Raw genomic sequence first — 12777 nt, 5'->3', positions numbered from 1 at the left:
CCTCACTTTCCACTGTTCGTTCTCCGGCGATTGTGCGTGCTGCAATCCAATCCAACCCAAGGAAAACACGGCTCCCCCTTTGGGCAGAGCCTTCAATTACGCTTCATTTACGCTCGCTTCATTATAACGGTTTCTATACAAAAACACCACTTTTCATCAATATCAGCGAATACGAGTGAAAGATGTCCAGCTTCTAGCAAGAGAACTTTTACCCATCTCAGCCCTCCATCCGTCATTCAACGCGGCAAAAAAGGATGTGCAACCGATTTCATAAGTCATTGCGCTTGTATTTTTCTACACGTTAAAATAAAGTGGATCGAACAAAATCGAAGAGAGGTGGTACTTCCATGAAATTTACCCAAATTGCTTATGAACGGGTCAATATGGAGCAGGTAGAACAGCAATTTGACCAGTTACTGCAGGCGTTTGCACAAGCTTCAAGCTTTGAAGAGCAGGACCGGGTAATGGGGCAGCTCATCTCGCTGCGCCAGGAAGTCGAATCCGCCCGTGAAGTCGCCCAGATTCGCCATACCATAAACACCGAGGATACTTTTTACAAGGATGAGCAGGACTATTGGGATGAAGTCGGCCCCGTGTATCAAGGACTTGTTTCCCGTTACTACGATGCGATCGTCCATTCCACCTTCCGTGCCGATCTCGAGCAGAAATGGGGGGCGCAGCTATTCCGGATCGCCGAAACTACGCTCCGTACCTTTTCCCCTGAAGTCGTGACTGATCTGCAGGAGGAAAACAGGCTGACCAGCCGCTATGTCGCGCTCATCGCCTCCGCAAAAATTCAGTTTGAAGGGGAAGAGCGTACGATCCCGCAGCTGATTCCCTATCAGACCTCGACCGATCGAGCTACACGCAAAAAAGCAAATGAAGCGAAGTACGCTTTCTTCCAAAAGCATGCGGAAGAGCTCGATCAAATCTACGATGATCTGGTCCAGGTACGCTCGAGAATCGCGAAAAAGCTCGGTTTTTCCAGCTTTGTCGAGCTTGCTTACGCCCGTCTGAACCGCACCGATTACAACGCCGAGCAGGTCGCCAACTTCCGCAAGCAGGTTCTTGCGCATATCGTTCCTGTCGCTACCAAGCTGGCGGAGCGCCAACGGGAGCGCATCGGCGTAGATGTCATGAAGTATTACGATCTAAGCTTTGATTTTGCTACAGGAAATCCTACGCCAAAAGGTTCTCCTGAGTGGATCGTGGAAAACGGCAAGAAAATGTATGCCGAGCTTTCCCCGGAAACCGATGTGTTTTTCCAATTCATGCTCGAGAATGACTGCCTGGACTTGCTCAGCAAAAAGGGAAAAGCAACCGGAGGCTACTGCACGTATATGAGCAAATACGAGCTGCCTTACATATTTGCCAACTTCAACGGAACCTCTGGCGATATCGATGTACTGACACATGAAGCTGGGCACGCCTTCCAGGTGTTCGTAAGCCGCAGCTTTGAAGTTCCTGAATACCACTTCCCTACTTACGAAGCCTGCGAAATTCATTCCATGAGCATGGAGTTCTTGACCTGGCCGTGGATGGAGATGTTTTTTAAAGAGGATACCGAAAAATATAAGTTCGCCCATCTGAGCAGTGGTTTGACCTTTATTCCGTACGGGGTCGCTGTGGATGAGTTCCAGCATGCGGTCTATGAAAAACCCGAAATGACACCTGCGGAGCGAAAAAGCACCTGGCGTCAAATCGAACGAAAGTATCTACCGCATCGTAACTACGACGAAAATGAGTTCCTGGAAGAAGGCGGCTTCTGGCAGCAGCAAAGCCATATTTACCGTGATCCTTTCTACTATATCGACTACACACTCGCACAGATCTGCGCCTTCCAATTCTGGAAGCGGGCTCAGGAAAATGCAGATGTCGCTTGGCAGGATTATCTGACATTGTGCCGGGTAGGCGGCAGCAAGTCGTTCACAGAGCTCGTCGCTGTCGCAAAACTGATCTCGCCATTCGCGGATGGATGCGTTGAATCCGTCATCGGCGATATCGAGAGCTGGTTGGATAATGTCAACGATAAAGCACTGTAAAACAGTTTCCCCTCCTCTCTGGGTTGTCAGAGAGGATTTTTCTTTTCAGCAGCGCTGTACAAAAAGAACCAGTGCGTCGTCCGGATTACTCCGAAAAACACACTGGCCTTTTCTTAAACCGTGCCATTACTTTGTCCGATTGCGCACATAATCTGCCAGGGGACTCAAGGCAGAATGCTTTATACCCGCATCTGACAAAGCTGCTTTTGCTTCCGTGATCAATGCTGCTACGCGTTCTTTGGACTGTGCGAGACCAAGAATGCCTGGATACGTCGCTTTTTGGCGTTCCGCATCGCTGCCGACCGCTTTTCCAAGCTGGCTTGCGTCGCCCTCGACATTCAGGATATCGTCCTGAATTTGAAAAGCAAGCCCGATGCAGTAGCCATAACGAGTCAACAGCTCCATCTGCTTCTCGGTCGCTTCTGCTAAATAGCCGCCACCACGCAGGGCAGCGATCAAAAGATCACCGGTCTTGTGCTCGTGGATAAATTCAAGCTGTTTGAGCTCAAGCTGCTTGGTCTCTCCCTCGATATCGGCCATTTGCCCTCCGACCATACCAGTTGCACCCGCTCGTTTGCCTAATTCCGCGATCAGATTGACCGTCGTTAAAGCAGAAACGTCCTTGCGATTGCGGTACGACTCCGCGATGAGAGAAAACGCTCTCGTCAGCAAGGCATCCCCAGCCAAAATGGCGGTTGCCTCCCCAAAAACCTTATGGTTGGTTGGCTTACCGCGGCGCAAATCGTCATCGTCCATGGCAGGCAAATCATCGTGGATCAACGAGTATGTATGGATCATTTCCAACGCAACGGCGAATGGCACTCCACGCTCAAGCGGCTTGTCCAGCGCTTCCAGAACAGCAAGGACCAGCATCGGACGCAGTCGTTTGCCTCCCGCCATCAAGGAGTATTTCATCGAATCGTAAAGTGCTTGCGGGACGCCTTCCTGTTCGAGCGCTGGAATTAACTTTTCCTCAATATAGGCTGTCTTTTCGGCCAAGTAAGTATCAAACGTATCCACAGCCATTATGCTTCCCCTTCCACGCGAAAAGCTTTTTGTTTCAGCATGCCGTCTTCCTCGACCAGCTGAGTAATTTTTGCCTCGATCGCGTCGAGCTTCTGTCCGCATATCCGCGAAAGAGTGACCCCCTCCTGGTACAGCGTAATCGCTTCCTCCAATGGGATATCCCCTTCTTCCAGGCGCGCTACCACTTCTTCCAGACGCTTCATTGCTTCTTCAAACTGCAGATCAGTCTCTTGCTCCGTTTTCTTTCGAGCCATTTTGCTTCTCCTCCCGATCAATCTGTTCCACGCGTGCAGTCGCGCTACCATCACTTAATCGTACCACGAGCTCGTCCCCACTCGCAAATTGCTCGACTGATTTGACGATCTGTCCTCCCGCATAGACGAGTGAAAAGCCTCGCTGCATGACTTTGAGCGGGCTGAGTGCGTCCAGCTGGGCCACTCTTGCAGAAAAGGCCATTTGCTGGTCGGTCAACCTCCTGCGCATCCGCTCATCCAATCGGGCGCGGACGGTGAGAACTTGCTTGCGGCGCTCCCCTACCTGGTCGGCCAACCGGTATCGCCTGATTTGTTGAGCAAGGCGTTCATAGCGCTCACGACGCAAGGTAAGCAAATGCTTCATCGATTGCTTCATTCGCAAATGCGCGCGATCTAGGCGCTCGGCTGCCTCTTCCAATCGGCGCTGCGGCTGGCGCATCGCGTACGAATTGCTCAGCTGGTTCAGACGCTTGCGCTGGTCAGAAATACGAGTAAGTACCGCCCGTTGGATTCTCGCGTCAAATTGCTTGACCCTCTCGACCCATTCTAAATAGTGCGGTACCGCGAGCTCAGCTGCTGCTGTCGGTGTTGCTGCGCGCACGTCCGCTACAAAATCAGCTATCGTAATATCCGTCTCATGACCAACTGCAGAGATGACCGGGATGACGGAAGCGGCGATCGCCCTCGCCACCTTTTCGTCGTTAAAGGCCCACAGCTCCTCGATTGAACCACCGCCACGCCCTACAATCAGCACATCAATATCAGATTGTGCATTGATAATACGTATCGCAGAAATAATGGACGCCGGTGCTTCCACCCCCTGTACGACTGCAGGAGCGAGTACAATCTCTGCCTGCGGGTACCTTCGGCGAATCGTCGTGCAAATATCGCGGATCGCTGCACCTGTCGGAGAAGTCACGACTCCGACTCTTTTTGGAAAACGGGGAAGCTGCCGTTTTCTTTCGGCGGCAAACAGCCCTTCTGACGCAAGCTTTTCCTTAAGCTGTTCAAATGCCAAATAAAGAGATCCCAGTCCGTCCGGCTGCATCTCTTTGGCGTAAAGCTGGTAGGCGCCATCCCGTTCAAACGCGGATATCGAACCACGAACGATAGCTTTGGTCCCGTCCTTGGGCAAGAAGCGCAAAAAACGGTTGTAGCTGGCAAACATGACGACTTTTATTCGCGACTGCTTGTCCTTGAGCGTGAAATACATATGTCCGCTCGAATGATGTGTAAAATTGGATATTTCCCCTCTCACCCACACATCCTGCAACCGCGAGTCTTTCTCCAAAACCATTTTGATATAACGGTTCAGATCACTGACAGATAAAATATCTTGAATAGCCATGCGCTCCTCCTAGATAGAAAACCTCTTTTGCCGGCTGCATCGAGAAGATTCAGGTGCGGACTCTTATAAATTCTTGCTGTATAAAAAAGAAATGGATAAAGTACCTTTACCCATTTCCCTTGTCTGTGACTTATCGGTTGGCTTGCTTGCGAGCCGCCGCCACTGTATTTTTCAAAAGCATGGTGATGGTCATTGGTCCAACGCCGCCAGGTACCGGCGTAATATAGCTCGCGACTTCCTTCACTTCATCGAACTTCACGTCACCTACCAGCTTGCCAGTCTCAATGCGGTTTACACCTACATCGATCACGACAGCTCCTGGTTTTACGTGTTCTTTTCCGATCATGTGCGCACGTCCTGTCGCTACGACGAGGATATCCGCTTTTTTCGTAAATTCCTCAAGGTTTTGCGTTCGGGAATGGCACATGGTCACGGTAGCATTTTCCTGCTGCAGCAAGAGCGAGACGGGCTTACCCACGATGTTGCTCCGACCGATGACAACCGCATGCTTTCCGCTCATATCCGTACCTGTGCGCTTGATCAGTTCAATAATACCATGCGGCGTACATGGGAGAAACGTTTCATTTCCCAGCACCATGTTTCCCACACTGATCGGATGAAAGCCGTCCACATCTTTATCCGGATGAATCGCTTCGATCACGGCCGTTTCGGAGATATGCTTCGGCAGAGGGAGTTGAACCAAGATCCCATTAACGTTCGGATTTTCGTTCAATTGCTGAATAATGGTAAGCAGTTCTTCCTCTGTAATGGAAGCATCCTTTAAAATCAGCTCTGATGCAATTCCAACTTCCTCGCAGCCCTTCGACTTGCCTCGTACATACGATTGAGAAGCAGGGTCATCACCGACCAATACAACGGTCAACCCTGGAACGATGCCTTGTTTTTTTAGTTCCGCCACTTCGTTTGCCAGTTCGGCGCGAATGCTTTGCGCGACTTCTTTTCCTTGGACAATAATTGCAGCCATGGAGAAAAAACCTCCTTCATAACGTCGTTACCTGTAGTGTAACGATTTCACAGCGAGCTGTAAAGGCGAATCATAAAATGTTCAAACTTATGTAATGTTCGTCTTTTGCTTCATCCACCCCAGCATAGCTACCCCGTATGCGTTGTCACCCGAGTAAACCGGGTCACAAAAATACAGCCGAGCCTTGACTGCCGGATGCTCCAAGCGCTTGATCAATCGTTCGCGCATGTATTGATTCGCAGCTACTCCGCCTACAATCAGTATGTCCTTCGGTAGCCCTTGTTCTATCGCATAGCGCAAGGTTTTTTCCAGTGTATTGGCAATGCACTGCTCAGTCGCGCGTGCAATATCAGCAGGAGCTGCTTGGCCTGCCTCGATCGCGCGCAGCAACGAAGCCTCCGGACCGGAAAAACTGAAGGAAAAACCATCTACCGCAGAAGAGATGCGAAACTCACCGGATGCGCCTTTGGCAAGCTCCTCCAGCTGAGGTCCTGCTGGAAACGACATTCCTAGTGCCACTCCAATCCGATCGACGAGCTGCCCGGCATGCAAATCGATCGTCCCGCCGACCTTTTCAATCGCATAGCCAGCTTCATGACGATCACAAACCAACAGCTCGCTCGTACCGCCAGATAAATGGACGACTAAAAAGCGATTTTCGCCCGGACGCTTCTCAGCGGTAAATTCTCCTGCTGCGATGTGCCCTTCCTGGTGCGTCGTCAAATGCAGCGGAACGCGCAGATAGGTAGCCAGTGATTTTCCCAGCCCCTCTCCCACCTTGAATACAGGCATGTAGGATTGATCCACTGGACGCGGCTTTTCGCTGACGCAGATCGCTTCGATCTCGTACTCGTTCCACTTCATTTGTTCACTTAATTCCGGCAAGTTCATCACATGTTGAAAGACGGCTTCAGATTGCTGCAGCCCGCGTTTGCCTTCCTTCACTTTCAGAAGGCGCTTCGCTTCTGCCACAATCCGGCCGTCTTCCTGAGCCAAGCACAGTGATGTCCGGTAATTGCTCGTATCGATGCCCAAAATTACCTTAGTCATGCCCCGGTCCCCTGCCCTATTTACGCCTGCGCAGTCTCACGAGCATGCAGGAAGCTGGACAAGACACCGTTGATGTAACGATGGGATTGCTCATCACTAAACAGCTTAGCAATTTCAATCGCTTCGTTCATGACGACCTTGTCAGGAGTCTCTGCTTCAAACATAATCTCGTAGAAAGCCAGACGGAGTATCGCGCGATCTACGTTGGCAATGCGATCCAGCTGCCAGCCGCGCAAGTATTGTTTGATCTCGTTATCGATCGCAGCCTGATTCGTTAGGACACCGTCCACCAGATAACGCAGATACTGGGCGTTCTCTTCAGAACCCTCCATAACCAGTGCTACAGCTTCCTTTACCGGAACTTCCGCCATATCGATCTGGAAAAGACATTGGACTGCTTTTTCTCGTGCTGTTCTTCGTTTCATTCCATTCACCTACTATTAAATTTGAGTTCGGGAGCGGACAGATTTACCGGGAGCACCCGAACATCCGTTACCGAAACTTGCCTGGCAAAATCCGATCCAAAATTTCCCGCAAGTCTTCTTTATGATCCAGCTTTCGGCCGATGTAATAACCGGTACCGATAAACACAACAAACACCAGTGTATCCCAAAAGCCCACCAGAAGGTAGATGATCCCGAAAATAAATCCAGCCAAGATCCCCAATAGTTTCCCCTTGTGTTCCCACAATAACTCCCATAGCATGGCTCTCACCTTCTATTCCACCCGTTTACGTGCCGCGTAGTTATCTTGTTGAGCCACTTCCGTCACGACGACCGTCACTTCCGAAATCACGACGCCCGCGATCCCTTCGACCTGTTCCTTGACGTCCTGCTGCAGCTTTTGTGTCAAATCAGGCAAAGGAGTTTCTCCGTCTACCGATACACGCAGGGTGATGATATTTCCGCTCTCCAATGCCTTGACACTGGTCTTCATGTCACGTACGCCCTTTACTCGACGAGCAGCACGCTCCGCAATCGTTGTGATGGTTTGAAGGGTAATGTTGACTTCACCCAAATCGCTGCGTTGACGAATACCGCGGTCTACTTTAGGCTTGTTTGAACGGAATGAGCTGAAAAAGAAACGAAGGCTGACAACGAGGAAAATAATCGCGACGATGAGATAGGCTAGATTCGTCCCTGAGAGCATTTGCTCCACGTAAGGGCGAAACACATCTGGAGAAATCAAACCACTAGTCGCTGCAATCGCAATGCAGGAAAGTATAATCAGCGCAAAACTGTAGATCGTCAAAATAAACCGGTCGAACAAGTTCACATGCATCTCTCCTTCAACCATGCTTCACTCAGTCAAACATGGCACGTTCGGGGTAGCAGTATGGTGCAGCGGTTGATGAGGAAAATGCCCCCTGTGAGTAGGGGGCATCCATCCGTTGCCTGTCTTAGCGCACGCGCTGGTAATCTTCCACCACAGCAGTTGCAGCTGCCGGCGCTTTTTCTTCCGCTTTCAGCTCTACATCTACGATATGTACATTTACTTCCACAACTGACAGCCCTGTCATGCTCTCAATTGCATTGCGCACACTATCTTGAATATTTCGAGCGACATCCGGGATGCGGTGTCCATATTTGACAATAATCGAGACATCCACAGCTGCTTCACGAGAGCCTACTTCTACCCGAACTCCCCGAGCAATATTTTTACGGCCTAATCGTTCCGCTATTTCCCCAACGAAACCGCCGCTCATCTGTGCTACGCCTTCTACTTCGGACGCAGCCATGCCGGCGATCACTTCCAAGACTTCAGGAGCGATCTGGACCTTCCCAAGTTCTGTTCTATCTAAATCTGGAGAAAATTCTTCCACGCTTCGCACCTCCCTTTGGATTTGTATTCCATTATACCAAGCGCTCTGTTTTTTTACAAATAAGCGCCTATTCCTCGTCGAGGTTCAGCTCGTACGTCTCCAGGAATTTCGTGTCAAAATGACCGCTCACAAAGACTTCATGCTCGAGAACCTTGAGGTGGAAAGGAATGGTTGTCGTGATGCCTTCCACAACAAACTCTCCCAGTGCACGCTTCATGCGCTCAATCGCTTCGTTGCGATCTTTTCCCCAGACGATCAGCTTCGCAATCATCGAATCGTAGTAAGGCGGAATGGAATAGCCAGCGTAGGCCGCACTATCCACACGCACGCCAAAGCCACCCGGCGCCAAATACTCGGTAATGCGTCCTGGAGATGGCATGAAGTTTTTCGCAGGATTTTCCGCGTTGATCCGGCATTCGATTGCCCAGCCATCCAGCACAATGTCCTCTTGGGTAAACGACAATGGCTGTCCTGCTGCTACCGTCAGCTGTTCCTTAATGAGGTCAAAGCCCGTTACCAGCTCTGTTACCGGATGCTCTACCTGAATACGGGTATTCATTTCCATGAAGTAGAATTTGCCATGTTTGTCCAACAAAAACTCTACTGTACCTGCTCCGTGGTAGGATACCGCTTTGGCAGCAGCGACAGCGGCTTCTCCCATTTGCTTGCGCAGTTCCTCGCTCAAGGCTGGCGATGGAGCTTCTTCAATCAATTTTTGGTGACGGCGCTGAATCGAGCAGTCACGCTCGCCCAAATAGACCGCGTTTCCATGCTTGTCTGCCATCACTTGAATTTCTACGTGACGAGGACCTTCTACGAATTTTTCCAAATAAACGCCCGGGTTGCCGAATGCCGTTTTGGCCTCGTTTTGCGCCTGGCGAATGGCTTTCTCCAGATCCTCATCGTCGACTGCGACGCGCATCCCGCGTCCGCCGCCGCCTGCTGTTGCTTTTACCATCACCGGATAGCCGATCTCGTTCGCTGTCTTGATGGCATCCGCAACATCTTCAATCAGACCTTCCGTACCTGGAACAGTAGGAACCCCCGCTGCCTTCATCGTATCTTTGGCGGTAGCTTTATCCCCCATGTTAACGATAGCATCCGGATCTGGTCCGATAAACGTAATATTGCATGCCGCGCAAATTTCTGCAAAGTCAGCGTTCTCCGCCAAAAATCCATAGCCTGGATGAATGGCATCTGCCCCCACCTTGGTCGCTACGCTCATGATGTTGGCTATGTTCAAATAGCTGTCCTTGGATGCTTTTGGACCAATACAGTAGGCTTCGTCGGCCATTTTTACATGAAGCGCTTCACGATCCGCTTCGGAGTAGACGGCGACCGTACGAATGCCCAGCTCGCGGCACGCGCGGATGACCCGCACTGCGATTTCTCCGCGATTGGCAATCAATACTTTTTGAAACATTCCGCTCTCCCCCACCTTATTCTGGCTTCACTAAAAACAATGGCTGTCCGTATTCAACCAGTTGGCCATCCTCGACCAGAACCTTTACGATCTCGCCGTTGACTTCTGCTTCGATTTCGTTGAACAGCTTCATCGCTTCCACGATGCAAACCACTTTGCTTGCGTTTACTTTGTCGCCGGCTTGTACATACGCAGGCTTGCCTGGCTCTGGAGAGCTGTAGAACGTTCCTACCATAGGAGATACGATCTTGTGCAGGTTTGCATCGTCTGCTGCTGCCACTGCTGGAGCCGCTTTTGGAGCTTCTACAGCAGGTGCAGCCACAGGCGCAGCTTGCAGAGCTGGAGCTACAGCGACAGGAGCAGCTTGTACAGGAGCTGCCGCGACTGGTTGAGATACAACTACTGTTTCCATACCGGTAGACTTTTTCAGCGTTACTTTCGCGCCTTCTGTCTCCAGCTTGAATTCATTAATGGAAGATTGATCAATCAGCTTAATAATTTCTCGGATTTCATGGATTTTCAACACGAATGAGCACTCCTTCGTTTCGTTAGATGTTCCTGGGTGGCTATATATGTATCAAGAGCGAAGCATAAATCAATGGTAGCCTGTTGCCCATAACACGTCAAGAAAGGATTTCCCCCCTTCTGTTTGCGAAGAAGTGAGGAAATCCTTACCATCATGCCCATCTCTCGCTTCCCTTATAACGGTAAACTTATCCACGGGATCCGCTGCGAGCGGGGATGTTACGTTGTTTTAAATTGGACCGTTACGTTTGTCGCAGGCACGTTGAGCTGCTGTTTCACTTGCGCAATGATATCAACCGCTTCGTTTGCAGACAGCTTCTCTTTTTGCACAATGACGGTCACTTTGTCGTTTTGGACGAAGACAACCGCGTCCTGATACCCGTTGGCTTTCAGCATTTCTTCGATGTTTGTCGTCGCACTTTCCTGCGTGGAGAGCTGCTCGTATTTGGTGCGTGCATCTGCTACGGCTTGAGCGGAGGAGTCTGAGCTGCCGATGATCGCCAGCTGTTCATCCTTTTGCTGCTGAAGCTGTGCTTCCCGCTTCATTTTGTAGCCTTGGAAGATCTCGCTGGATGTTTCGGCTACAGGAACCACTGCATTGCCAACATTTTGCTGTGGAGCAGGTGTGGATTGAGCGGCAGGTGCTTTCGTGTCAGCAGGAGCAGGCTGATTGGTTGCTACCGGGTTCTCATTTTTCGCATTTACAGGTGTAGCTTGCTGCGGCTGATCCACTTGCTTGGACTCAACAACGACCCCAGAGATTTGCTCCTGTTTGTCTACTGCCTGCTGTTGTCCGGAAGTGGGCATTTGATCTTGCGGCCCTTTTACCAGGTAATACCCGGACAGCACCACCATAACAGCCAGCATTGTCAACAACCATACCGTTTGCTTGCGCAGAATCATTCGCCATTACCTCCTACCCTTTTTTGGGCAATATGGATATTTTGTAGGCGGGAACATCCAAAACCTTTTGGACAGCTTCGGTGATCCACGCCTTGACCTGGATGTTATCGGCGCCCTTCGCGACTACCAGGACACCTCTGACACGGGGTTTCATCGTCTTGACAATGACAGGCGAATCTTGTTTGCCCCCCTGTACGATGACGACTTCGGAATCCTTTGTTTGGTCGTTTTGATTGCGCGTTGCCCTGTCTTTGTCCATTTCCTGGTTGGTCGAAGATCGGTTGTTGCGATTCTCTGCCATGACTAGCTCGGGAGTGGACTCCAGATTGACCATGACATCGACTTCTCCGACTCCCACGACGCTTGCCAAAATATCGCGAAGCTGCGCTGCGTAATTGTTTTCATATTCAGCGATGATATCCGGTGCAGGTGATCCACCGATTGCGGGTGCTGCCGAATCGCCTCCAGTCCCATCACCACCGCCACCACCGCCACCAAACCATCCTGCACTGCTCGCTCCCGAAGTCGCATCCGTCTCCGTGCCGCCGATAAATCCAAGCGGCGCATCTTTTTCCACGCGCAGAAAGTCGGTCAATATCATGGCGGCGATCCCAATCCCCAGTACGACGATCAGATAGTGAAGGGGCTTCAGCTTTTTGCTTCCACTGTTTCCTTCCCATAGCTTCTTCAGCTTTTCCAGCATCTTACTCACCTCGCTTTTTAAGCCACATCCGTTACTGTTTTTCTCCTTGGTGAGACTCGTCCGTAACGACCACTTGATCGCTCGACAGGCCCCATTGTTTTGCTATATCTTCAGCGATCTTCGCATACGTAGGATCTTGCTTTTGCGAAGCCGCTTCGATGTCTTTTCGCGTATCCGTCACGGTTTGCCCGTTCAGCTGAATCGAAACTGGTTGAACCGGCTTGATTGGCGTGATCGAAGACTTTCCTTTCTGCTCGCTATCCCCCACGCTCAGCTCGATTTTTTCCAAAGCAGGCTGCTGGGGATTTTGATAGTTCACCTGGATTTCCACATGCTGGACCTCCATGCCGTACTCGTCTTTGACCTTTGCTATCACGGCCGCCTCCACTTGCGATTGGACGTATGCTGTCACCTGTGCGTCCTGCTCACCCAGCAGCTTGTCAGTGACGCGCTTCCATTCCACTGCAGCGGGCTTGTTCAACTCCTGCTGGTATCGGTCAAGCCGCAGCGCCAGGTCATCCTGCGACAGGCTAAACAAGGAGAAAACGGGTGAGATGATCGTCAGCAGCAGAATAAGCCCCATCACCATCTTGACGTATCGCTGCAAAGTCGTATTGGGCAATATCAGATCGAGAAAGGCTGCCAAGAGCACGAGCAAGATGATTTTTTTTAGCCAGAGCGTTAACCAGTCCATTT

Annotated in this window: 15 protein-coding genes; 1 reads left to right on the top strand and 14 read right to left on the bottom strand. The window is 50.8% G+C overall.

What is annotated here, in order from left to right; all coding sequences use genetic code 11:
• Positions 1-347 precede the first annotated feature (347 nt).
• Positions 348-2042 carry a M3 family oligoendopeptidase gene (locus ACLIN2_RS12595; protein WP_411504191.1) on the top strand — a complete coding sequence of 565 codons (1695 nt, stop codon included), beginning with the start codon at positions 348-350 and terminating at the stop codon, positions 2040-2042.
• 126 nt (positions 2043-2168) lie between these two features.
• Here the strand turns inward: ACLIN2_RS12595 and ACLIN2_RS12590 are convergent, their stop codons facing one another.
• The 14 genes from ACLIN2_RS12590 to spoIIIAF all read right to left on the bottom strand — a co-directional run bounded on the left by ACLIN2_RS12590 (position 2169) and on the right by spoIIIAF (position 12775).
• On the bottom strand, positions 2169-3068 hold the full coding sequence (locus ACLIN2_RS12590; RefSeq protein ID WP_122960904.1) for a polyprenyl synthetase family protein: 900 nt from the start codon (positions 3066-3068) through the stop codon (positions 2169-2171).
• Positions 3068-3322, bottom strand: coding sequence for an exodeoxyribonuclease VII small subunit (gene xseB / locus ACLIN2_RS12585; RefSeq protein WP_092268136.1), 255 nt, complete (start codon positions 3320-3322; stop codon positions 3068-3070). Before xseB ends, ACLIN2_RS12590 begins: the two co-directional genes overlap by 1 nt.
• Positions 3291-4670: an exodeoxyribonuclease VII large subunit gene (xseA, locus tag ACLIN2_RS12580; protein WP_411504190.1), complete on the bottom strand. Its 1380-nt coding sequence runs from the start codon at positions 4668-4670 to the stop codon at positions 3291-3293. The genes xseB and xseA overlap by 32 nt, the downstream gene beginning before the upstream one ends.
• A 130-nt stretch (positions 4671-4800) precedes the next feature.
• On the bottom strand, positions 4801-5655 hold the full coding sequence (folD, locus tag ACLIN2_RS12575; protein WP_411504189.1) for a bifunctional methylenetetrahydrofolate dehydrogenase/methenyltetrahydrofolate cyclohydrolase FolD: 855 nt from the start codon (positions 5653-5655) through the stop codon (positions 4801-4803).
• A gap of 87 nt (positions 5656-5742) precedes the next feature.
• Entirely contained in the window at positions 5743-6705 is a 963-nt protein-coding gene (locus ACLIN2_RS12570; RefSeq protein ID WP_400582088.1) for an O-sialoglycoprotein endopeptidase, read from the bottom strand.
• 20 nt (positions 6706-6725) lie between these two features.
• Positions 6726-7130 carry a transcription antitermination factor NusB gene (gene nusB, locus ACLIN2_RS12565; RefSeq protein ID WP_092268132.1) on the bottom strand — a complete coding sequence of 135 codons (405 nt, stop codon included), beginning with the start codon at positions 7128-7130 and terminating at the stop codon, positions 6726-6728.
• A 67-nt stretch (positions 7131-7197) separates the two neighbouring features.
• Positions 7198-7410, bottom strand: coding sequence for a DUF2273 domain-containing protein (locus ACLIN2_RS12560; protein ID WP_092268131.1), 213 nt, complete (start codon positions 7408-7410; stop codon positions 7198-7200).
• Positions 7411-7422: 12 nt separating this feature from the next.
• On the bottom strand, positions 7423-7986 hold the full coding sequence (gene amaP, locus ACLIN2_RS12555) for an alkaline shock response membrane anchor protein AmaP (RefSeq protein WP_174769252.1): 564 nt from the start codon (positions 7984-7986) through the stop codon (positions 7423-7425).
• Positions 7987-8104: 118 nt separating this feature from the next.
• Positions 8105-8527, bottom strand: coding sequence for an Asp23/Gls24 family envelope stress response protein (locus tag ACLIN2_RS12550; protein WP_092268129.1), 423 nt, complete (start codon positions 8525-8527; stop codon positions 8105-8107).
• Between the two features lie 67 nt (positions 8528-8594).
• Positions 8595-9950, bottom strand: a complete 1356-nt coding sequence (gene accC / locus ACLIN2_RS12545; protein ID WP_327930088.1) for an acetyl-CoA carboxylase biotin carboxylase subunit — start codon at positions 9948-9950, stop codon at positions 8595-8597.
• A gap of 16 nt (positions 9951-9966) precedes the next feature.
• A complete protein-coding gene (accB, locus tag ACLIN2_RS12540) occupies positions 9967-10476 on the bottom strand; it encodes an acetyl-CoA carboxylase biotin carboxyl carrier protein (protein ID WP_411504188.1) in 510 nt (169 codons plus the stop codon).
• A 218-nt stretch (positions 10477-10694) separates the two neighbouring features.
• On the bottom strand, positions 10695-11378 hold the full coding sequence (locus ACLIN2_RS12535) for a SpoIIIAH-like family protein (RefSeq protein ID WP_327930086.1): 684 nt from the start codon (positions 11376-11378) through the stop codon (positions 10695-10697).
• 13 nt (positions 11379-11391) lie between these two features.
• Positions 11392-12081, bottom strand: coding sequence for a stage III sporulation protein AG (spoIIIAG, locus tag ACLIN2_RS12530; protein WP_092268126.1), 690 nt, complete (start codon positions 12079-12081; stop codon positions 11392-11394).
• A gap of 31 nt (positions 12082-12112) precedes the next feature.
• Entirely contained in the window at positions 12113-12775 is a 663-nt protein-coding gene (gene spoIIIAF / locus ACLIN2_RS12525; RefSeq protein ID WP_411504187.1) for a stage III sporulation protein AF, read from the bottom strand.
• Positions 12776-12777: the final 2 nt, after the last annotated feature.

The organism is Brevibacillus centrosporus (assembly GCF_046622605.1).
GTDB classification, from domain to species: domain Bacteria; phylum Bacillota; class Bacilli; order Brevibacillales; family Brevibacillaceae; genus Brevibacillus; species Brevibacillus centrosporus.
Note: the sequence above shows the minus strand (reverse complement) of the source record. Positions and strands in the feature narration are given on the sequence as shown.

What these genes read in the sequence shown, in the direction of transcription:
- ACLIN2_RS12595 (WP_411504191.1), top strand. Translation starts at nt 348, where the DNA reads ATGAAATTTACCCAAATTGCTTATGAACGGGTCAATATGGAGCAGGTA.
- ACLIN2_RS12590 (WP_122960904.1), bottom strand. Translation starts at nt 3,068, where the DNA reads ATGGCTGTGGATACGTTTGATACTTACTTGGCCGAAAAGACAGCCTAT.
- xseB (WP_092268136.1), bottom strand. Translation starts at nt 3,322, where the DNA reads ATGGCTCGAAAGAAAACGGAGCAAGAGACTGATCTGCAGTTTGAAGAA.
- xseA (WP_411504190.1), bottom strand. Translation starts at nt 4,670, where the DNA reads ATGGCTATTCAAGATATTTTATCTGTCAGTGATCTGAACCGTTATATC.
- folD (WP_411504189.1), bottom strand. Translation starts at nt 5,655, where the DNA reads ATGGCTGCAATTATTGTCCAAGGAAAAGAAGTCGCGCAAAGCATTCGC.
- ACLIN2_RS12570 (WP_400582088.1), bottom strand. Translation starts at nt 6,705, where the DNA reads ATGACTAAGGTAATTTTGGGCATCGATACGAGCAATTACCGGACATCA.
- nusB (WP_092268132.1), bottom strand. Translation starts at nt 7,130, where the DNA reads ATGAAACGAAGAACAGCACGAGAAAAAGCAGTCCAATGTCTTTTCCAG.
- ACLIN2_RS12560 (WP_092268131.1), bottom strand. Translation starts at nt 7,410, where the DNA reads ATGCTATGGGAGTTATTGTGGGAACACAAGGGGAAACTATTGGGGATC.
- amaP (WP_174769252.1), bottom strand. Translation starts at nt 7,986, where the DNA reads ATGCATGTGAACTTGTTCGACCGGTTTATTTTGACGATCTACAGTTTT.
- accC (WP_327930088.1), bottom strand. Translation starts at nt 9,950, where the DNA reads ATGTTTCAAAAAGTATTGATTGCCAATCGCGGAGAAATCGCAGTGCGG.
- ACLIN2_RS12535 (WP_327930086.1), bottom strand. Translation starts at nt 11,378, where the DNA reads ATGATTCTGCGCAAGCAAACGGTATGGTTGTTGACAATGCTGGCTGTT.
- spoIIIAG (WP_092268126.1), bottom strand. Translation starts at nt 12,081, where the DNA reads ATGCTGGAAAAGCTGAAGAAGCTATGGGAAGGAAACAGTGGAAGCAAA.
- spoIIIAF (WP_411504187.1), bottom strand. Translation starts at nt 12,775, where the DNA reads ATGGACTGGTTAACGCTCTGGCTAAAAAAAATCATCTTGCTCGTGCTC.